This window comes from Bacillus sp. PS217, from assembly GCF_037963535.1.
Taxonomy (GTDB): Bacteria; Bacillota; Bacilli; order Bacillales; family Bacillaceae; genus Bacillus; species Bacillus subtilis.
Window position 1 is genome coordinate 4012853 of the sequence record NZ_CP150157.1, and the last position, 21074, is coordinate 4033926.

Here is a 21074-nt window from a genome sequence, read left to right on the forward strand (position 1 = left end):
TTCTCTCCTTCTTATATAAGCTCTGCAGGCTCTCCCACCTGCTTGATAAATCGTTTCGTCCGTTCGTTTTTCGGATGGTCAAACAATTCCTCTGGCGTTCCCTGCTCGATAATATGGCCGTCTGCCATAAAAATCACTTGATCAGCAACCTCTTTTGCAAACGCCATTTCGTGTGTAACAATGATCATCGTTGTTTGTTTTTCCGCAATGGACTTGATGACCTGAAGCACCCCTGTGACGAGCTCAGGGTCAAGCGCTGACGTTGGTTCATCCAGCAAAATCGCATGCGGATTGACCGCAAGCGCCCGCGCAATGCCGATTCGCTGCTGCTGGCCGCCGGACATTGTGATCGGATAGCTATCAGCCTTATGCTCCAGACCGACTTGTTTCAGAATCTCCATTCCAATACGTTTCGCTTCGTCGCGTGGTTTATGTTGAGCCACGATTAAAGCTTCTGTAATGTTTTGCAGAGCCGTTTTATTTTTAAACAGATTGTAGTTTTGAAAGACCATGGCCGTTTGCTGGCGAAGCCGGTGTGCTTCTTTGCGTGTAAATTTTTCCGCGTTCAGTTTGGCTTCTCCGATTTCAATGAGGCCTTGATCCGGACGTTCTAATAGATTCAAGCACCGGAGAAGCGTTGATTTTCCGGAACCGGACGGACCGATGATCGCCACCACTTCTCCGCGCTTCACTTCTAGATCGATTCCATCTAGCACGACGAGATCTTTAAACGCTTTGCGAATATTTTTTACTGTTATCAACTGATTTCACCTCTAAGTCCGGTATGGCTTGCTCATGGCACGTTCAAACAAGTCCTGCAACATGCTGTAGATCATGGTAAGAACCCAATAGACGATCGCAACCGCCAAGTACGTCTCAAAATATTTGAGGTTTCCTGAAGCGTACATCTTCCCTTGGGCGAACATCTCCATGACCCCTAATGTAAAGGCCAGTGACGTTTCTTTCAGGAGACCGATAAATGTATTGCCCGTTGCCGGAATCGCATTTCGGATCGCTTGCGGCAAAATAATCCGTCTGTATGCCTGAAATTTTGTCATACCGACAGACAGGCACGCCTCCAGCTGCCCGTCATCAACAGAATTGAGGGCAGCCCGGAAGATTTCTGCCAAATATGCTGCATTTTTTAAGCTTAACCCGATGATAGCGGCTGTGAGAGCTGTCATTTTGCTCATCTCTGGAAATAGCTGCGGCAGCCCATAATAGATTAAGAACAGCTGCACCAGTGTCGGCACGCCTCGGAAAAAGGATATATACAGCTTTGACAGCTGATGAAGCACTGGAATTTTGTTCTTTGTAATGAGTGCGAGAATAAGTCCTCCGATAATGGCAAAAATCATAGCCGCTATGGCCATAAACAACGTGATCGGAAGGGCCTGAATTAAAGTCGGGAACGCTGATATCATGAATTCCCAATCAATCGTGTTCATTCTGGTGAGTCACCGCCGTTTCTTAATGCTTCTGTTCTACTGTGATATCTTCATTAAAGTATTTTTCAGAGAGTTTTTTCAGTGTTCCGTCTTTACGCAATTCATCTAGCGCCTTATTGACTTTTTTGCGGAGCTTGTCGTGCGCATCGTCCTTGGCAAATGGGAATGCAACCTGTTCGTAAACAATCGGATCTCCTGCAAGCTTTAATGGCAAACCGGTCTTCTTGATTTGCGCGATCAATACAGTTCGGCTGTTGACATAAGCGTCTACACGGCCGTACGCAACATCCTTCAGCGTACCCTCTTGTGTTTCATACGTTTTGATATTGATTTTTTTATCAGGATCTTTGCTTTCAAGGTTTTTCGCGTGGTTTGAACCGAGAACGGCTGCGACTGTCTTGCCTTTTAAATCGTCTACTGATTTGATGTCTGTATTGTCTTTTTTGACGACAATCTGTGTTCCCGCATAAGCGTATGGTTTCGTAAAGTTATACGTTTCCTTACGTTCGTCTGTCACAGCTACCTGGTTGGAAATGGTGTCAAGCTTGCCTGTTTGAAGCTCTCCCATCAGCCCGCTGAATTCAAGCAGCTTCCAGTCCAGTTTCATGTCAATTTTCTTAGCGACTGCTTCCATCACTTCAACGTCAAAGCCTGTCAGCTTTCCGTTTTCTTTATAAGCAAATGGGTAACTTTGTCCTGTCGCACCGACATGAAGCACATTGTCATCCTCTTTACTGCTGCTATTTCCATTGCCGCAAGCTGAGAGCACCGCTAATAATGCAGCAACGACCAGCACTGTCCATTTTTTCATCTTCATTTGATTTTCCCGCCTTTTCTATTTTTATAGATCATGTCGCAATTGTTTTTTCATATAGACTGTGATATGCCCTTTTCCAAGGTCTTGTTCACCTGAGCGGACATATCCTTTTCGTTCGTACATCTCAATCAGCCACGGATGCTTATCCGCTGTTCCGAGTGAGACAAACGGAACCTTTAACGTATCGCGAAGGATTGTTTCCTCCAGCCATTGAAGCAGCTTTGTTCCGATTCCTTTTTTTCCGGTGTCGGGGTCCACAGCGAACCACCAGATATGCGGAACACCATACGGTCCCGGCTGTTTTCCCCAAGGCATTCTCAAGGTGATGGTCGCGATGATCCGCCCGTCTTCTTCCATGACGTAGCAAGCATTTTGCCGAATATTTTTCAGCACCAAATCTAAATCCGCATGAGCGGCAGCAAAACGAATGCCGAGCTTTCGAATCGGTTCATAAGCCCGCAATGTCAGCGCGAGGAGCTGTTCAGCATCACGTTCAACTGCAAGGCGATATTGTGGCTTCATCTAGCGTTCCTCCTTACTTTGCATAGCGGTTTACCGGCTTTTCCAAACCGAAGTGCTCTCGTAATGTTGTGCCTTCATATTCTTTTCTGAACACGCCGCGCTCCTGTAAAATCGGAACCACTTGATCAACAAACACTTCAATTCCTTCTGGAAGAAGCGGAGGCATGATGTTAAACCCGTCACACGCTTTCTTATCCACCCATTCCTGCATCTTGTCGGCGAGCTGCTCCGGCGTGCCGACGAAGATATGGTGGCCTCTGGAGCCTGCAACGTATTTGTAAAGCTCTCGTATCGTCATATTGTCCCGTTCAGCCATTTCCTGAACAAGCTTGAAGCGGCTCTTCACCGCATTGGAAGCTTCTGCGTCAAGCTTCGGCAGCGGCCCATCAAGCGGATATGCCGACAAATCAATTCCGCCTAAGTAATTTTGGAGAATTTGCAGACCGACAGATGGGATAATCAGATCTTGAAGCTCCTTGTATTTGGCTTGCGCTGCTTCTTCTGTATCGGCAATGATTGGGAAAATACCCGGCATGATGGCAATTTTTTCTGGATCACGTCCGAATTCCGCAGCCTGTTCTTTAATGGATTGATAAAATTCCTGAGCTGATTCCAGGTGGTTTTGTGCTGTGAAGATCACTTCTGCTGTTCTGGCAGCCAGCGCTTTTCCGTCTCCTGATGATCCTGCCTGGATAATGACCGGCTGGCCCTGCGGCGTTCTTGAAACGTTTAGAGGTCCGCGAACCGAGAAATATTCTCCTTTGTGGTTCAGCTCATGCATTTTTTCTTTGTCAAAGAATTCACCCGTTTCTTTATTACGGATAAAGGCGTCCTCTTCCCATGAATCCCAAAGCCCCTTTACAATCTCGACAAATTCCTCTGCCCGCTGATAGCGCAAATGGTGTTCAAGGTGCTTTTCACCGCTGAAATTCAGCGCTGTTGATTCAATAGATGAAGTGACGACGTTCCATCCGGCACGGCCGTTGGACAAATGATCCAATGACGCAAACTGTCTGGCAATATGGAATGGCTCGCTGTATGTAGTGGAGGCTGTTGCTGTCAGTCCGATTTTTGATGTGACCTGCGCCAAAGCAGAGAGCAGGGTGAATGGCTCAAACCTTGTTAATACATTTGGGTGTGATTTGCTGTCAATCGAAAGGCTGTCCGCTAAAAACAGCATATCAAGCTTGCCTCGCTCCGCTGTTTTCGCAAGCTCTTTAAAATAATCCAAATTCATGCTCGCATCTGACGGCGCGTCCGGGTGCCGCCAAGACGCGACGTGATGGCCTGTACCTGCTAAAAATACCCCTAATTTGATTTGTTTCTTTTTGCTTGTCATGACGATACTCCTTTTATCATGTTTTTAGGCTGAATAATCCGAAAAATAAACTCCTATATTCCTAGTCGTTTAATATGAATAAATCAAAATGTACCTTTGTCTTGGACGTTTGTCAATGAGTTAAGATTAATTTTTTCTATTCAAGCGAAAAGACCCTTGCGTGACCATGATGGAACGGCATTGATTCATTCAACTAGTGCAACCTCTATATCGGCAAGAAAACTGAGTCTAATGAAGCAAAGACTCAGTTTTCATCCAAGAATTTCATATAAGATTTCGCCATTTCCTTTGCCTTTTCTTCCTTTTCTTCGCTTTTGCAAACCGCCTATCCATTCAGACGCCGTAACGATTGTATAAAAAAACAGCTGACTCCAGATATTCAAACCGGAATCAGCTGATTGATGTGAATTAATTAAGCTCATGAATACTCTCTTCTGCTTTAGCAGAAAACACTTTAGGCTCCAAACAGTCAAGGTCTTCATGAAATAAATTTACTTTTTGGATTTGCCGATTGTCATAGTGGTGGAAATAGTAGTTTCCAGTTTCGTTGCACATCACGGAAGTATATTGCGTATAATGAATTTCGTCTTCTTCCGTTATCACTGCGCCCTTTGGTATCGTCATATTTGCCAAAATTTGAAAGGCGGCTGTTACACCTTTCGTTTCATCGGCCGCCGGCTCTAGATGTTCTTTCAAATAAACAGCTCTGACAAACCGGGAAGGCGGTGTGTAATCCCCCGGCAGACCAACAGTTCCTAAGCCTTGGCCAAAAGCAGAAAGGGCTAATCCACCCATCTCTTTGCTCTCTAATTGCTTCGGTCTGATTCCTGTATATTGCTGCAGATTGGTTACATGCCATATAAAGTCGGGGCTGTTCGTCATGACACCAGGTTGATTATCATAGACTTTGAGGCCGTCTGCTCTTGGTTCTATCGTCAGGCTTCGGCCCGTCCGGTCTGACAATATCCAGTGAAGCGGTAAAACTGTATCCAATAGATCTAATTTTTTCTCTACAATCGTTAAAGATCGAATCTTTTCTTTTACGTCTTCCAAAGACTTACAGACTGACAGCACCCATGTCACAAACTCATGCGGGGCAATGTGAACGGTATCTTCCCGTATCGTTTTTTCGTACTCCGCATAGCCAGGAAAATAAAGTGCCGCACAAGATAAACCGCTTTCATTAACGCCGTCTGCAAATAAAATATTACCAAGTTTTCTTCCCATACCGATAAATGCGTACTGTGTCTGATGGGCCTTTCCGTCAGCTTCACTCTTCCAGCTGTAACGGCGCGGATAGAGAATGACCTCCGTCCCCAGCTGAAATGCAAAATCCATTGTTCTCGCTAATAAATGATTCCGGTCAGCAGTTTCCAATGTAAGACTTGTGCACATCTGATTCAGTCCCCTTTTCAATTCAGATTAATATCATACATATTGTGAACGAATTGGTTTTATCAGCATAACGAAAGTCAAATCGGTTCGTCAAAGAATTGACATTACATCAAATAAAACGAAAAAATCCAGCCTTCTAAGAGGCTGGATTTTTTATTATTTAGCCAAAACAAGCTCGTGAATCGCATGCGCAACACCATGTTCATTATTGGAGCGTGTTTGAAAGTTTGCGGCTTCCAATACTTCTGGGATGGCGTTTGCCATGGCAACCCCGCAGCCCGCCCATTCGATCATTGTCAGGTCGTTCCCATTGTCGCCTATGCACATGACTTCCGCCTGTTCAATTCCAAGCAGCTGAGCCAGCTGGCGTACAGCATTTCCTTTGCTGGCTTCCGGGTGCAGAATTTCATAAAAGAAAGGCGCACTTCTGACCATTGTATATTTTTCTCTCACGTCTTTTGGAATCGATGTAATGACGCGGCTTAAGTTCTCCGGTTTATCAATAAACATCACTTTCGGGATGAGGATATCTTTTGGCACCTCGTCAATCTTGCGGAAATGAAGCGGCACCTGTGTCACATAGGATTCGTATACGGTAAATTCGCTAATATCCCGGTTAGGCGTATACAGATTAGATGAGTCAAAGAAATGCATCGGCGTCTTCAGCTCTAAGCTCAGGTCATATAATGAAGCCAAATCATCATAACCGAGAGACAGCTCCGAGACCACTTCATTTGTATGCGTATTTTGAACAAGCGCTCCATTATACGCAATGACATAGTCGCCTTCTTCAATTAAATTCAGTTCATCTAAATATCTCTGCACACCCCCGATAGGCCGGCCGGTGCAAAGCACAATTTTGACACCTTCCGCTTTTGCCGCGTGAAGGGCGTCGCGGACCTCCTCTGTTACTTCATGATGATCATTTAAAAGTGTTCCATCCATATCAATTGCAATTAGTTTGTACATCCTGCATCTCCTTCATGTCGTTTTCAGGCTATAGTCCCATCATATCGTTTTTTCTTTTTGATATTCAACCGGAAGGGATGGTTTTCTCCGAATTCTATTTAGACGACGCCCTTGTCTTCGGATACGCAAGCGCGGTTTCCGCTTTCTTTCTGCCTTGACGCCGTTTTCTGCTTTTTTCTGTTTCATCAGCAGAAAGCCGGCAGCTAGAAAAGGAATGCCGGTTATATTCAAGATGGCAAGCTTCACACCCGCCGCGATGAAAAAGAACCCCCATGAAGATGATGGATTCCGTCTGATCATGACGTAAGCCGCCATTTCCAGAACGATCAGGATGGCATGAAGCACTATGCCATAAATCAGCAATACAAGGGCAAAAAACAAAACATAATTCACGATTGCCCCTGAGTACATCATAGCGCGCATCATTTGTATAAACGATAAGGACTGCATGGAGCCGCTGATGACATTAGGGTTATAGATCGTATAGTCACTAAATAAATGTTTGACTTTGAGAAAAGCCCATAATATAAATATCCATTGAATGATATGTAAAACAAGCCCCGCTGCCACCAGTCTTTCAGCTTTTTGATTTCTCATCTTTCTCCTCCCTGCCGGTCTTTGATTCGATTCTTGTCATCGTTTTTCTCTGTCCATTTTGCTCCCATATCAATGTCCCGTTTTCTCCTCTTTTCAGCGTGCTTTTGAGCGGATAATAGGGGCCGAGGTACTGAATCTCGATAGACCCGTCAGTGCTTTGGGAAATCACCTTGTATGCCATAAAAGGCAGCTGTACCTCTCCTCTTCCTTCAATCACTTCCGTTTCCACAACCTCGTCTTCGGTAAATGTGACTGTTGCTGATTTCACACCGTCCGTTGGCCCGGGGGCACGCCCCTCATCCCACGTTCCGTAATAAAACGGCGTCTCTTCTTTTTGCTGCTGGCAGCCCGATACCATGATGCATACAGCAATTAAAAACAAAATGCCATATTTGTTTCTCAAGGGGATCACCATTCTTTCCTCCTTTTTTGGGCGAATGCCGTGCCACTGTGCCAATGACTACATAAGTTATAAGGAATTCACCCACAAGGAGACTGATCACATGAACCCTTATCAATATTACAGCCCTCAGCTGCCTCAGCAGGAACCTTACTATAGCCACTATGAGTACAATCCTTATCCGCAGCAGGATGTATACGATCCATACCAAATGGACAGACAGCCGGCATTGGAAAGAAGAATCGCAGCACTTGAACGGCAAAATGAACAGCAGTCAAGAGAATTAACCCGTCTGACAAACGAAGACCGCCGTCAAAATCGGGAAATTGCACGGATTGCCGAACAGGTCAATCAGTTAAGCCAGGCTGTTGAACGCCATACACGCCGCCTAAATCGGCTCAATCAGCGCCTCCGTACAGTAGAAAACCGGCTGAATATCCCATTTACTGCAGGGGAAGGCGGTTTCTGAGCGAAACAAAGAAAAAAAGCGGAATACGATTCTCCCATCTCAGGGTTTCGTTTTCCGCATTTCTTATATGTTAAAACGGAACATTTACATAAAAAGGGTTTGTACCCAGTATACAATCTTTACCGTTTTCATTCAAAGATAGAGGGGCTGAGGAAAATAATTGTAGTTCCTCTTTGACAGAATTTCTTTTCATTCAAGTTGCATGATAATACCGACTCACGTCAATCGATCACATGGAGGGATCATTCATGCATAATACACAACACGGCTTGCAGCAGCTGAACCAATGCCGCCAAACTGCTCAGCAGCTCATTCAGCAAACACAGCAAAGCAGCCAGCAATATCGCCACATGCTTCATCAGGAACAGCAAAACATCCAAATGCTGCAGCAGATTCTAAACCACGAACAACAAGCTGCACATACCATTCAGCAAGCACTGCACGGGCATGACATGGCGATTCAAAAGTGCCAGCAGGTTGTCAACATGTGCAACCAAATGCAACAGGAACTTACTGGACAATCCAGCGTCATGAATACGAATGTGTCTACACTTCCATTCGGCCAAAACACGCCATTTCAGCAGCAATCCTACCAGCAGTAACATATAAAAAGCTCAACACAATGCGCGTGTTGAGCTTTTTTTCTTACTGTTCTTTGCGAATATGTATATCCTGAATAGACTGTTTCGGTGCATGAAATCTGCTCTCGGCTTCACTTCTTGCCTCGGCAAAAGCCCGCGCCTCTACATGATCTTTGTAGACATCCAGCTGAATCAAATACAGCGGGCGCACTTTAAATCCATGAATAATGGTTACCGCCCATAACGGAACCACAATAAAAACACCGGGCAGATCGGGCAAAACAAAACCAAACGCAAAAATGAAAAAATAAATGATGCCGTACATGATCCACTTTCTATTTCTAACCTTGATGCCAATAAATAAAAAGGCAAAAAAACTGGTAATGGCAAAAGGCATGAAAATAAACAGCATCCACCAGCTATGCAGCCATTCCCAAGCGGAACCTCTTTTTGTAATTCCCATATTTTTCTCCTCCTATTTACCTATAATAATCGATTAGGCATACCGCGTCACCCATAAACGGGAAAAACTTTTTCCCTTAAAAATAGTGATAGACGGAGAACAGGTTTCTTGCTATATTATTAATTGATAATGATAATCATTACTAATCTATTGAGCTACATAGTGGGAGGGTTCTTGATGAAAAAGAACATATTGCTCGTGGGCATGCTTGTGCTGCTTCTCATGTTTGTCAGCGCTTGCAGCGGCACGGCTTCTAAAGGGAGCTCAAGCGATTCTGCTTCCGAAAAAACAGAAATGAGAACATACAAATCACCAAAAGGGAACGTCAACATTCCTGCACATCCGAAACGCATCGTCACTGATTTTTATGCCGGTGAATTGCTGTCTGTCGGGGCCAATGTTGTCGGCTCAGGCTCATGGTCATTTGATAATCCGTTTTTAAAATCAAAGCTGAAAAATGTGAAGGATGTTGGTGATCCAATCAGCGTTGAAAAAGTGATGGAGCTTCAGCCTGACTTAATTGTTGTCATGAATGAAGAGAATGTTGATAAATTAAAGAAAATCGCTCCGACTGTTGTCATACCTTATAACACAGCGAAAAACGTAGAAGACACAGTCAGCATGTTCGGAGATATCGCCGGAGCGAAAGACAAAGCAAAATCATTTATGGCTGACTTTAACAAAAAAGCTGAAGCAGCTAAAAAGAAAATTGCCGGCGTCATCGACAAAGATGCGACCTTCGGCATTTATGAAAACACAGACAAGGGCGAATTCTGGGTGTTCAATGACAATGGCGGACGCGGCGGCCAAGCTGTATACAATGCACTTGGGTTAAAAGCGCCTGAAAAAATTGAGCAAGATGTCATCAAAAAAGGAGAGATGAAACAGCTCTCTCAAGAGGTTATTCCTGAGTATGCCGCAGATTATATGTTCATTACGGATTACAACCCGAAAGGCGAAAGCAAAACACTCGACAAGCTGGAGAATTCCTCTATTTGGAAAAATCTTGACGCTGTTAAACATAATCGCGTGTTTATCAATGACTTTGACACGTTCTACCCGTACGACCCGATTTCTGTCAGCAAACAGGTGGATATCATCACCGACATGCTGATCAAACGGGCCGAAGAAAATAAAAAATAAAAAAACGGCACAGTCATGACGCTGTGCCGTTTTTTATGATTCACTTTAATTTTGACTGTACGGAGTCCGGCATATCTTCAAACTTGACTTCTTCCCAAGTCTCGACATACTTTCCTTTCGCCTTCACCTTCAAATACGCGTTCTTCCGAAGCTCTTTGCCGGCGAAAAAGGTCACTTCTTCTTTTTTCCCGGATGCATTATATCCGTCTAATGTATATTCAGTACCGCCCGGACTAAGATGTCTGCCATCTCGATCAATCTGAACATAGACATCTTGCTGGTGAATAACCGGATTAAATCTGTCTGTAACATCGTTATGAAAAAAGAGAAGCCCGCATATTACGGCAGCAGCCGCCAAGACGGCCAGGATTGCCATTGCTTTTTTCATCTTTGCACTCCCCTTACTTGTTCATTTTTTTCAAATAGCTTGACCGCACCGCGAGGAAGAATAGAAGCTGAAAAATGAAAAACCCTCCGATGGTGAGACTGAGCGGCCCCGCTACATCGGAATAGCCTTCCACAGCCAATGTTCTCAAGGCAAACAGTGTATGCATGACGGCAATGACAAATGGAAAGAAGAAAAGAATGGCCAATTGTATTGTCACGCTTTGTGCCATTTCTCGCTCACTCAGGCCGATTTTGGCCAGTGAACGGTAGCGCTCCCGGTCTTCATCTAAATCAGTGAACAGCCTGAAATATAAGAAACTTGCTGCCGCGACAAAGAATACAATTGCGATAAACAGGCCGATAAATAAACTCAGGCTCGGCAGCTGCACCGTATCATAGTAAGTCCCGGCTTTTGAAGCAAAATCAGAATGCACGTCGATATAATTGCCGTAAATCTCATTTTGCAAGGATTGGCTGATCTCAAGACTGTCTTTCCAATGATCATAGCTGTAGCCGTATAATGACGCTTGATCACCGAGTGATTTCAGCTGATCAAAGGTTTGATCATTCACCGCGATGATGGCATTCAATGAGATCAGCGGTTTTTTGACTTCTTTTACCGACAGTTTTTGATCAGACAGCTCCCCTTTTTGGTTCAGCAGCTTCAGCTGATCCGGCGCTTCGTTTTTGAAATTGCGGTCATACGTTCCCGGGAAATAGACAGCCTCGTCTTCTTTCAGGCCGTTCACTTTGACATGGAAGTATTTTGCCGCATCCGATTCACTGATCATGTAAACAGGGGGAACAGTTTCTCCTTCCTGATAGCGAACATAGGAAACATCTATTTTGTCTTTCTTATACGTAAAGCCGTGTGTTTTCAGTTCATGGTCAATATCTTTCAAATGAGTCTGTTCTTTTGGATTGTTGCTGTAAGATAAATACTCCATTTCATAAGCGGACTCTTCCGCTCCGACGGTCGATTTGTACATTGCAAGCACGCCTGTCGCAGTAAACGCAACCGCGGAAATAATGCTGACAATAAAGAACAGGCGGGCGTTGTCTTTTAAACGATAGACAAGGTCAGAAACCCAAATGACGTTTTTCCCGCGCAGATAAAAGGTTTTCCACTTCTTCAGCGCGCGCAGAATCCATATGCTGCTTTGGCTGAAAAAGAAATATGTTCCGATGACGGTGAGCAGTAAAATGATAAACGGTTCGGCCCCGTGGACATTGCCTTTAAGAACCATGCCGTACCCGCCGCACAGACAGGCGATGCCGAATAAGGACAGAAGCACGGACGGCTTAGGCTCCGGTTTAACCTTGCCAGTGCCCTTTATTAATTTGATAACCGTATTTGATCTGACAAAAAGAATCGTAAACTGCGATAAAAAGAAAAATAAGAGCAGAAATCCGCAGGCCGTAATACCGAGCGCTTTCCAAGGCATATACAAAGGCAGCGCGTCCATTTCTAAAATATAAGCGCCGACCGTAAAGAACGTCTTTGAAAAAATGAATCCACCGATAATGCCGGCTGCAATTGACATGACGCCGATGATCATATTTTCCGCAGTAATGAGCTTTCTCAGCTGCCCCGGCGTGATGCCCTGCATGAGCAGAATGCCGAATTCTTTATTTCTCGATTTCAAAAATGCATTAACCGAATACAGAACAAATAAGAAAGAAAAAACAAAGATCATCCATTCCGCAGCGGTTAAGCCTTTTTTGGCGATGTTATTCAGGTAGCCTTCCTTTAATGCCGGATGAAACAGGAACATCGCAAAGGTAAAGAAAATCAAAACGGAAAAGGCGCTGCTTAAAAAGAATGCAAGATAGGCCCTTTTGTTTCTCGTGACGTTTTTATAAGCGAACTGAAGAAAGGTCATTTGCATTTCCCCCCAGCATAGACAGCACATCAAGAATTTGTTCATAAAAGACTTGGCGGTTTTCCCCGCGGTAAATCTCATTAAACAATTCGCCGTCTTTTATAAAGATGACGCGGCGGCAGTAGCTTGCCGAAACCGGATCGTGGGTCACCATCAAAGCCGTGACATGATCATCCCGATTCAGGCTCTGCAACGTTTCCATGACGTCTTTTGTCGCTTTGGAATCAAGGTTTCCAGTTGGTTCATCGGCCAGAATGAGTGACGGCTTATGAATGACCGCTCTTGCGATGGCGGCCCGCTGGCGCTGGCCTCCGGATACTTCAAACGTCCGCTTGTTAAGCAGGTTTTCGATACCGAGCTTTGCCGCGATGCCGTGCAGTTTTTCTTCCATGACAGACGGCGCTTCTTTTTCAAGCGTTAACGGCAGCATGATATTTTCACCGATCGTCAGCGTGTCCAGAAGGTTGAAATCCTGAAACACAAATCCGAGCTGCTTGCGGCGGAAATGAGCGAGCTTTGTCCGCTTCAGGCGATGCGGGTTTTCTCCGTTAATCAGGATATCGCCTGAATCTGGACGGTCAATCGTTGAAATGATATTCAAAAGCGTTGTTTTTCCGGACCCGGACGGCCCCATCACCGCCGTGAACTCGCCTTCTTCTATTGAAAATGAAATTTGCTTTAAGGCCTGATAGGACACTTGTCCTTTATAGGTTTTATTTATATGTTTGACTTCAAGCATATTCGCCATGAAAATCCTCCTTATGGTTTTATTCTTGTTGATCTGGGCTGCTTTCATGTAGTGCCGGGACGTTCAACATAAAAATCCCCTTGACATAAATCCATGTTATCAAGGGGAAACAAAGCGGGCTATGTTGTTTTCTTAACGCAGCCTTACATTTTTGTAAGAAATGAAAATCGAACTGATGTCCCTTCACCGGGAGACGAGCTGATGTCCACCGTATGATTGAGCTTATCTGTAATTTCTTTGACGAGATGGAGGCCGATTCCCGTAGATTCTTGGAAACGCCGCCCGTTTTCACCCGTGTAATAAGGGTCAAACACCCGCTTGATGTCTTGTGAGGGAATCCCGACACCGTAATCTTTGACTTCAAGCACCGTCCTGTCTTCATCGCGAAAGACATTCAGCTCAAGTCTGTCACTCTTGCCCGCTGAATACTTGACCGCATTTGTGACCACTTGGCCAATCGCAAATTTGAGCCATTTGGAATCGGTGTAAATCTGATGATCATCGCAAACGTTCATTTTCGGATAAACGCGATATTGAATAAAAAATCGTTTATAGCTTTGAATGACTGATTGGAGAAGCTCGGACAGGGAAACCGCTTCGATTTTAAAATCCCGTTCAAACAGGTCGAGCCTTGAAGAATAAAGAAGCGTCTCCAGCCCGAATTCAATCTGCCGGACTTCTTTTTTGATTTGTTCAAAAACGGGCTCATCCTCTTCTTGAATGATTAAATTAATGACCGACAGCGGCGTCTTTACTTGGTGCACCCATTGATTCATATACGTCACCCGCGCGTCCAGCTTGGCTTCAGTCTCATGGAGCTTCTGGTGCTGCAGCCGGATCAGCTCCATCTGCTTTTCATACAGCTCTGAACAGAACACTGAAGAACCGAGATACGGGATATCCGTCCCTTCCTGCCCCGAGCTGAGCCAATGATACACGCCGCGGTCTTTGTACCAGCGATAGGCAAGATAACCCGCCAAAATAAGAAGCTGCACGCCCAATATGTAAAACAAGTGAGAAAAAGAATGCAGACCCGCAAACCAGTAATAAAAGAAGACAAACAGCCCTTGAAGGAGAAAAAGCAGAATCAGCACTGCATGAGACCGGAGAAACAGCTTCATGACTGCGCCCTCAGCTGGTAGCCTTCGCCCCGCACCGCTTCAATAGAAACAGGCGCATTCAGCTCCCGCAGTTTTTTTCTGAGCCGCGTGATATACACGTTAAGTGTATTATCATCGATGAATATGTCGGTGTCCCACGTCTTTTCCATGAGACGGTCCCGACTCGTCACCTTTTCTCCCCGCTCAAGCAGCACTTCCAAAAGCTTGCTTTCTTTTTTAGAAAGCTCGCTTTTTTCATCCTGAAAACGCAGTTCAAACCGTTCCACAAAGAGCTGAACGCCGGCATATTCAACCACTTTCTCTCCCTGCTTTGCGGCGTACTCCCCGTACGCCCTCCGGATCTTGCTTTTGATTTTCGCCAGCACAATATCATAAGAAAACGGTTTTTCGATATAATCGTCTCCCCCATTTTCAATCGCCATCACCTGATCCATTTCCCCGCTTCTGGCAGAAATAAAGATGATCGGGCTTGTGGAGTGCTGGCGGATTTGCCGGCACCAATAATATCCGTCATATGCCGGCAAATTGATATCAAGCAGCACCACATCGGGCTTTTCCCGCAAAAAGGCATCAAGAACAGCTGTAAAATCCGCGGCGACCACTGTTTGATATCCGTATTTTTCAAGGTAATTCTGCAATAGTCCGCGAATGTCTTCACTGTCTTCCACAATCATGATTTTATTCAAACTGAACCACTCCCGTTTCTTACACTGCTGCCATCATCATAATCGTTTTGGGCGTATGGACGCAACACCGCACAAAAAAACCGCCATCTCGGCGGTTTCTGGTCTCTTTAGCCGACCTGCTGCTTAGCTGCTTTACCGGCTGATCCGAACTCTCTCATTTTGCTTCGCACTGTCTCTTCCACGGCTTCAATGCCGGGTGTCAAATAGCCGCGCGGTTCGTACAGATCGCTGTTTTCCTGGAACATGCGGCGTGTTTCGTCTGTCCACGCTACCATACATTCCGTATTGATATTGATCTTCGCGTGGCCGAGTGTGATGGCTTTTTTGATCTGATCCTGCGGAATCCCGGATGCCCCGTGAAGAACGAGGGGAATATCAGTCATGCGGGAGATAGCCTCCATTTCCTTAAATCCGAGATTCGGCTCACCCTGATATTTGCCGTGTACAGAGCCGAGGGCGGCGGCCAGCGCGTCGATATTGGTTTCTTTGACGATCCGCTCACATTCCGTGATATCGGCATAGCAGACCCCGCCGACCAGTCCGTCTTCCATTCCGCCGACCGTGCCGACTTCGGCTTCTACTGATACGCCGTGTTTTGCGGCATAATCGGTGACTTCTTTTGTCATTGCGATATTCTCGTCAATCGGCTGATGGGAGCCGTCAATCATCACTGAGCTGAATCCGGCATCAATGGCCTGTCTGCAGCGTTCCGCACTGCTTCCGTGATCGAGATGAAGCACCACGGGAACGGTAATCGCCATGTCCTCCATTAACGCGCCGGCCATGGCAGCAATCGTTTTAAATCCGCCTAAATAGTCGACCAGGCGATCGGAAGCCGCGGCGATGACCGGTGATTGCTCCTTTTGCGCCGCCTGCAAAATCGCCTTCGTCCATTGCAGGCCGTTGATATTAAACTGGCCAATTGCATATTGCTCCCGCTTTGCATCTTCAAGAAGCTCTTTCATCGATACAAAAGCCATGTCCACCCCTCCTTTATCCATTACATGTTGAAGTATTTTGATACGACGTCCACTGTTGTTTTTTTCGCTGTTTGAATGGCTTCCTCAGCAGTCAGCTTATAGTATTCAGGCCGGAAGAGCTCAACCGATACAACATCAGAGAAGCCGATTTCCTTCAGTGCTGATAAGTGGGCATCTAAGTCAATTGCCCCTTGTCCCGGCCATACACGATCCTCATCTGTTAAAAAGCCGATTGGGAAATCTTCTGTATCATCGATATGATAGATGAAGATTTTCTTTCCGTCCGCCTGCTTTAAGCTCTCAATATTTGAACCCATTGCATGGAAGTGAAAACTATCAAGGACAAGCCCGACATTGTCACGGTTAACTGTGTTTACGATCTCATACGCCTGTTCAAACGTATTGACCGTACATTGCGGATGGCCGACAAATTCAAGCGCGATTTTTACGCCGTACGGCTCCGCGATATCTGACAGCTCAGTCAGCACGTCTACACTGCTCTTTTTGATCTCTTCTTTTACAATCTTCTGCTCTGTCACAAGCGGAACGGCCACCACATATTTCACACCGAGGGTTTTGCATGTTTCCATCATGCCTTTAAATTCAGTGATGATCTCGTTGTGGCCCTTTTCATCAAGGTTGTTGAAGAAAACGAGTGCGTTTAAGGCAAGCGGTTTGATGTGGTGGGTTTGAAAATATTCCGCAAGGTCATCCAATGAATGATCTTTTAAGTACTCCGGCAGCTTATCCATAGTACGGATTTCAATATAATCATAGCCGTGCTTTTCGCATAGTTCTAAATCCAGTTTAAGGTTTGAGTTTTCCAATGTTGTCGCTTCATTAAAACAAAGTTTCATGCCAGACTCCCCCATCTGCGTTTTAGATATGAAGGGAGTTCGGCAGGAAGGCTGTCGCCATATCCCGCCGAACTCCATGCTCAGCTTATGCCAGACCTAATTCTTCTTTCATTTTCTTAAGCATAAATCGGCTTGATTCATCCGCTCTTTCATCGACCCAAGCAAATACGGCATTCGTCGCAATTCCGTCGAACTTCATCTCTCTCAGTTTTCTGAAAATCGTATCAAAATCAACCTCGCCTTGACCAATGTCCAAATGCTGGTGAACCGTTACTTGCGCGTCAGGCGGATTGACGATATAGCGAAGACCATGAGCCGCTTTATGATTATAGGTATCTGCAAATAAAACATGTGTGAGGCGGTCGCCGGCTTCGTCAAACATGGTCTCGATGTCGCCTTTGCCGTCATCATAGAAGAACGTATGCGCAGTCGAGTAGACAAGATTGATCCAATCCTTGTCAAGCGCGCGGATCATATCCATCGCACCTTTGTGCGTTTCGATAAAATCGTATGGGTGGGCTTGAAGATTAAGTTTAATACCTTCTTTTTCAAAGACTGGCAGAAGCTCATCCATGGATTTGATAAATTTTTCTTCACTTGTTAAAGGATCATATTTTGAACCGCTGAATTCGCTGTTCATCAAATCCACTTCAAGTTCAACCGCAATTTCGATTGCCCGTTTCCAATTGCGCACCGCTGCCTGCCGGCGGTCTTCATCAGGACCCGCCCAGTGGTAAAGAGGAAGAAGCGATGAAAGCTTAACACCTGTATCTCTTAAAAGGCGCTTTAATTGTTTGATCTTTGCTGAATCGACTTTCGGATATTTATAAAACGGGCAAAAATCCTCACGCGGAGACAATTCGATATATTCATAGCCAAGCTCCGCCGTTTTATAGACCGTTTCCTCTAAAGTTAAATCATCACGATACATGGATGGATCCAATGCTAACTTCATATTTTCACTCCTCTGTTTTTTAGTTTTGAACTGTTGTAAAAGATTGATAGAATTCCGGTTTTTCCTTCAATTCAACCTTTTCTTTTTGTCCAGATTCCTGGGCTTTTACACACGCGTCAGTCGTGACAGCAGCAATATAGCCGTCCCATGCCGTCGGTCCGCTGACCTCGCCTTTCTTTTGAATCGAATCAATAAAGTCTTGGATTTCCACATCGTACGCAGCAACAAAGCGTCTCTGCCAATCCATCAAAATATCTGTGCTGAATTTGCCTTCTTTTCTCAAGCTGATGCTTGATGGTTCAGGAAGCTTGATGATGCCGTCTTCTCCGACGATTTCACATTGAATGTCATAGCCATATTTACAGTTCACATAGATTTCAGCATTGATGACGATACCGCCTTTTGTTTCAATCACGACGATTTGCGGATCTTTTAAATGCGGCAGCGCGTTTTTCGATTTTTTCGGGTAGATGACTTGAACGGACTCGTAGTCATCGTTGACGAGCCAGTGCAGCACATCAATTTCATGAACGAGCGTGTCGACTACGGCCATATCGGTTGTGTAGTTATCTCCTACAGTCGGGTTGCGGTGCGCGCAGTGAATCATAAGCGGTTCGCCAATCACATGGTTATCAAGTGCTTCCTTCAGCTGTACGTAACCGCTGTCATAACGGCGCATGAAGCCGACTTGAACAAGGCGTTTGCCCACTTTGATTTCTTCTTCGACGATTCGCATGCATCCTTCAGCCGTTGTCGCGAGCGGTTTTTCACAGAACACATATTTCTGGGCTTTAATGGCTTTCAGCACGCTTGACTCATGCGCAGGCCCCCAGCTTGTCACTAAAACAGCGTCTACATTTTCGTCTGCAAGCAAGCTGTCATCATTTGGATAAACCGTCGCGTTTAATTGGTATTGCTCAACGACCTTTTGTGCAGCTTCTTGATTAACATCCGTTACAGCTACAATTTCCGCGCCGGACAGCTTGTTGGTGATGCGGTTAATATGTTCTTTTCCGATTGCTCCAGTTCCAATTACGCCAATACGTAAACTCATTGACAGCCACTCCTTCTGTTGGTTACATGATTTTGCTTTCTGTTCCTTGCTTTACTTGGCTCTGAGGAGATCCGTAGAGTTCCTCTTGAATTTGTTCAAGCGACTTGCCAGACGTATTCGGCGCAAAGAGCAGCCCGATGATCATACTGGCCGTCACACATCCGAGAAGAATTGCAGCCATCGTTCCAATGCCGAAATTGGTGATAATCATTGGGACAAACAGACTCCAAATCCCTATTGAAATACGGACAAGGAAAAACATCAGCCCTTGTGCGGAAGCACGATATTGCGTAGGAAAGATTTCACTGGCCCATAACTGATAGTTCGCTTGCTGCCCTGCTCCGTTATTGATGCCGATCACGACAATAAACAGGAGCAGAATCGGCAGGCCTTCAACTGGCAGCAGAAACAGTGTCCACCCGATCACCGCCATGAAAGCGGCGATTCCAAATACGGTTTTTCTATATTTGTCGGCAAAGGGCATGAAGATCAAGGCGACCCCCAATCCTGTGAAGATAAACAGCCCCATTTGCAAAAGGTTGGCCATGTTGGCAGATACACCGCCGACCTGCTGATAAATGTATGGCATAAAGAAGCCCATGACTCCGGCGGCTAAGTTCCAAACCAAGTACACACCCATCAAAAACAGTATGCTTTTGAGATACATAGGCTTGAGCAAATCAAAATACGATGTCTTATTCAGTACAGCCGGCTTCTCTGCCTGAGCATCCTCCGGCTGATTTTTTGTCTGCCAGGCGTCTGATTCCGGAAGCCTGATTCTCAGGATGTACGTAATCAGCGCAATCACAAGCAGATGGGCAAATACGATTTTATTCCCCAAGAGTCCCAAGTCACCGGCCAGTACGGAGAGGAGCAGTACAACGACAGCGCCCGCGGCCCAAGCGACTTGTGCTACGCCGCAATGTCTGGCCCGATTCTTCTTTGGCGCATTTTCCGCAATAATGGTCCATGACGCAGTTATGTCAGCTCCTACTGATAAACCGATAATGATGTAACCGCTTAACAACATGGGGAAATTAACCCCGAACAAAACCAAACAAATCCCTAGTGCATAAACCAGCATACTATTGGTATAAACAGCCTTCCGTCCGACTTTATCAGCCAGAAACCCGCCAAGCAGCGCGCCGACAGCGGCAGAAATCGCATTTGCGCTCAGTGCGCCAAGCAGCCCGATTTGCGTATCGGATAGCTTAAGGTAACTGACCCATAATGATAAACCGGCGGAGCCTGCCACAATTGAACCGGCATCAATATAGTTGGCCAATGCTGCCGCGATTGTCCGTTTATTGAAGGCTGAATCTCCATTGGTATTGCCCATATGTTCATTCCCCATTAAGCCAGATCCAACAACTGCTGATCAATATAGTTTCTCGCAATCAATGCATACTCCAGCGGGTTTGCAACATCGGGGTCCTGTTCAGCTTCAATGACAATCCATCCGGAATAACTGTGCTTCAACAGCAGCTGATATACTTCTCTAAAGTCAATGCAGCCGTCACCGGGAACCGTAAACATGCCTTTTAAAAATGATTGCCGGAACGATTGTCCTTCGAGCCTGCATTGTTCCATGACATTCAGGCGGGCATCCTTAAAGTGCACATGCTTAATGCGCCCGATATGCTTCTCAAGCATCCCCATGTAATCGCCGTCAGAAATATACGCATGGCCTGTATCATAGAGGAGGTGTACATGCGCAGGGTCTGTTCCTGCCATCAGGCGGTCCACTTCTTCCGCTGTTTGGACACCAGTGCCGAGATGATGATGATAGACAAGCTTCAAGCCATGCTGAGCGGCAATTTCGCCAAGGTGATTCAGCCCTTCGCAAAGCCGCTCCCATTCATCATCCGTAAAGTGCGGCTTCTCTGTGAACACATTTTTCTCCAAGCCTTGCACGCTGTACGTTTGTTCAGAGACAACTGCGACATTCGCGTTTACTTGCTGCAAATACTCACAATGCAGGGTAAATGTCTTTGCCGCTTCACCAAGTCCGTCACGCAAAATAAAACTGCTGAACCATTTTCCTGCAATGCGTAAGTTCCGAAGCTTCAGCTCTTTGTTCAGGACGGCAGGTTCGGGGAAAAAGCCCCCGACTTCCGTGCCTTGAAAACGTGCGACAACGATATCACTTAACAAATGCTGAAGTGTATTTCCCGCTCCAATTTCAGGCATGTCATCATTCCGCCACCCAATGGGAGCGATTCCCCACAGGATTTCATTTTTGCCCATCTTGGTGCCTCCC

The 21074-nt window shown here is 45.6% G+C and carries 24 protein-coding genes and 1 pseudogene; 3 read left to right on the forward strand and 22 right to left on the reverse strand.

Annotated features, from left to right (window positions below):
- Window positions 1-11: 11 nt before the first annotated feature.
- From NSQ83_RS20720 to NSQ83_RS20765, 10 genes and pseudogenes are all read right to left on the reverse strand, one after another.
- The gene (locus tag NSQ83_RS20720) at window positions 12-761 is read right to left on the reverse strand and encodes an amino acid ABC transporter ATP-binding protein (protein WP_003243284.1); all 750 of its coding nucleotides are present in this window, start codon (window positions 759-761) and stop codon (window positions 12-14) included.
- Between the two features lie 12 nt (window positions 762-773).
- Entirely contained in the window at window positions 774-1448 is a 675-nt protein-coding gene (locus NSQ83_RS20725; protein ID WP_003227111.1) for an amino acid ABC transporter permease, read from the reverse strand.
- 22 nt (window positions 1449-1470) lie between these two features.
- A complete protein-coding gene (locus NSQ83_RS20730) occupies window positions 1471-2265 on the reverse strand; it encodes an amino acid ABC transporter substrate-binding protein (RefSeq protein WP_003227109.1) in 795 nt (264 codons plus the stop codon).
- 24 nt (window positions 2266-2289) lie between these two features.
- A complete protein-coding gene (gene snaB / locus NSQ83_RS20735) occupies window positions 2290-2787 on the reverse strand; it encodes a sulfur-containing aminoacid acetyltransferase SnaB (RefSeq protein WP_088467459.1) in 498 nt (165 codons plus the stop codon).
- Window positions 2788-2800: 13 nt separating this feature from the next.
- Entirely contained in the window at window positions 2801-4126 is a 1326-nt protein-coding gene (locus tag NSQ83_RS20740) for an LLM class flavin-dependent oxidoreductase (protein WP_085185367.1), read from the reverse strand.
- A gap of 185 nt (window positions 4127-4311) precedes the next feature.
- Window positions 4312-4548, reverse strand: a pseudogene (locus tag NSQ83_RS20745) (hypothetical protein).
- Window positions 4535-5521, reverse strand: coding sequence for a penicillin V amidase (gene yxeI / locus NSQ83_RS20750; protein WP_198878376.1), 987 nt, complete (start codon window positions 5519-5521; stop codon window positions 4535-4537). The pseudogene NSQ83_RS20745 and the gene yxeI overlap by 14 nt, the downstream one beginning before the upstream one ends.
- 156 nt (window positions 5522-5677) lie before the next feature.
- Entirely contained in the window at window positions 5678-6490 is an 813-nt protein-coding gene (gene yidA / locus NSQ83_RS20755; RefSeq protein WP_038428073.1) for a sugar-phosphatase, read from the reverse strand.
- A 39-nt stretch (window positions 6491-6529) separates the two neighbouring features.
- Window positions 6530-7087, reverse strand: coding sequence for a hypothetical protein (locus NSQ83_RS20760; RefSeq protein WP_003242636.1), 558 nt, complete (start codon window positions 7085-7087; stop codon window positions 6530-6532).
- Complete coding sequence (locus NSQ83_RS20765; protein ID WP_015250859.1) at window positions 7068-7502, reverse strand: YxeF family protein; 435 nt, start codon at window positions 7500-7502, stop codon at window positions 7068-7070. The genes NSQ83_RS20760 and NSQ83_RS20765 overlap by 20 nt, the downstream gene beginning before the upstream one ends.
- Window positions 7503-7590: 88 nt before the next feature.
- Between NSQ83_RS20765 and cotNE the strand changes: the two genes are divergently transcribed.
- Window positions 7591-7956 carry an inner spore coat protein CotNE gene (gene cotNE, locus NSQ83_RS20770; protein ID WP_003227093.1) on the forward strand — a complete coding sequence of 122 codons (366 nt, stop codon included), beginning with the start codon at window positions 7591-7593 and terminating at the stop codon, window positions 7954-7956.
- Between the two features lie 248 nt (window positions 7957-8204).
- Window positions 8205-8558 (forward strand): hypothetical protein, encoded by a 354-nt coding sequence (locus tag NSQ83_RS20775; RefSeq protein ID WP_043858345.1) that lies wholly within the window; start codon window positions 8205-8207, stop codon window positions 8556-8558.
- A 43-nt stretch (window positions 8559-8601) separates the two neighbouring features.
- On the opposite strand, the gene NSQ83_RS20780 is transcribed toward NSQ83_RS20775, so the two are convergent.
- Entirely contained in the window at window positions 8602-9000 is a 399-nt protein-coding gene (locus NSQ83_RS20780; protein WP_003227087.1) for a hypothetical protein, read from the reverse strand.
- Between the two features lie 177 nt (window positions 9001-9177).
- On the opposite strand from NSQ83_RS20780, the gene NSQ83_RS20785 reads away from it, so the two are divergent.
- Entirely contained in the window at window positions 9178-10143 is a 966-nt protein-coding gene (locus NSQ83_RS20785) for an iron-hydroxamate ABC transporter substrate-binding protein (RefSeq protein ID WP_015715010.1), read from the forward strand.
- 40 nt (window positions 10144-10183) lie between these two features.
- On the opposite strand, the gene NSQ83_RS20790 is transcribed toward NSQ83_RS20785, so the two are convergent.
- From NSQ83_RS20790 to iolE, 11 genes are all read right to left on the reverse strand, one after another.
- On the reverse strand, window positions 10184-10531 hold the full coding sequence (locus NSQ83_RS20790) for a YxeA family protein (RefSeq protein WP_198878375.1): 348 nt from the start codon (window positions 10529-10531) through the stop codon (window positions 10184-10186).
- Window positions 10532-10544: 13 nt separating this feature from the next.
- Complete coding sequence (yxdM, locus tag NSQ83_RS20795; protein WP_015385107.1) at window positions 10545-12413, reverse strand: ABC transporter permease YxdM; 1869 nt, start codon at window positions 12411-12413, stop codon at window positions 10545-10547.
- Window positions 12388-13161, reverse strand: coding sequence for an ABC transporter ATP-binding protein YxdL (yxdL, locus tag NSQ83_RS20800; RefSeq protein ID WP_003243557.1), 774 nt, complete (start codon window positions 13159-13161; stop codon window positions 12388-12390). The genes yxdM and yxdL overlap by 26 nt, the downstream gene beginning before the upstream one ends.
- A gap of 143 nt (window positions 13162-13304) precedes the next feature.
- The gene (gene yxdK / locus NSQ83_RS20805) at window positions 13305-14282 is read right to left on the reverse strand and encodes a two-component system sensor histidine kinase YxdK (RefSeq protein ID WP_198878374.1); all 978 of its coding nucleotides are present in this window, start codon (window positions 14280-14282) and stop codon (window positions 13305-13307) included.
- Window positions 14279-14968, reverse strand: coding sequence for a two-component system response regulator YxdJ (yxdJ, locus tag NSQ83_RS20810; protein WP_198878373.1), 690 nt, complete (start codon window positions 14966-14968; stop codon window positions 14279-14281). Before yxdJ ends, yxdK begins: the two co-directional genes overlap by 4 nt.
- Window positions 14969-15075: 107 nt before the next feature.
- Window positions 15076-15948 carry a 6-phospho-5-dehydro-2-deoxy-D-gluconate aldolase gene (gene iolJ / locus NSQ83_RS20815; RefSeq protein WP_198878372.1) on the reverse strand — a complete coding sequence of 291 codons (873 nt, stop codon included), beginning with the start codon at window positions 15946-15948 and terminating at the stop codon, window positions 15076-15078.
- A 20-nt stretch (window positions 15949-15968) separates the two neighbouring features.
- The gene (gene iolI / locus NSQ83_RS20820; protein WP_198878371.1) at window positions 15969-16805 is read right to left on the reverse strand and encodes a 2-keto-myo-inositol isomerase; all 837 of its coding nucleotides are present in this window, start codon (window positions 16803-16805) and stop codon (window positions 15969-15971) included.
- 85 nt (window positions 16806-16890) lie between these two features.
- Window positions 16891-17760 carry a sugar phosphate isomerase/epimerase gene (locus NSQ83_RS20825; RefSeq protein ID WP_014481413.1) on the reverse strand — a complete coding sequence of 290 codons (870 nt, stop codon included), beginning with the start codon at window positions 17758-17760 and terminating at the stop codon, window positions 16891-16893.
- A gap of 19 nt (window positions 17761-17779) precedes the next feature.
- Complete coding sequence (gene iolG, locus NSQ83_RS20830) at window positions 17780-18814, reverse strand: bifunctional inositol 2-dehydrogenase/D-chiro-inositol 1-dehydrogenase (RefSeq protein WP_014481414.1); 1035 nt, start codon at window positions 18812-18814, stop codon at window positions 17780-17782.
- Between the two features lie 22 nt (window positions 18815-18836).
- Window positions 18837-20153, reverse strand: a complete 1317-nt coding sequence (iolF, locus tag NSQ83_RS20835; protein ID WP_032725035.1) for a myo-inositol transporter IolF — start codon at window positions 20151-20153, stop codon at window positions 18837-18839.
- Between the two features lie 14 nt (window positions 20154-20167).
- Window positions 20168-21061: a myo-inosose-2 dehydratase gene (iolE, locus tag NSQ83_RS20840; RefSeq protein ID WP_088467464.1), complete on the reverse strand. Its 894-nt coding sequence runs from the start codon at window positions 21059-21061 to the stop codon at window positions 20168-20170.
- Window positions 21062-21074 lie beyond the last annotated feature (13 nt).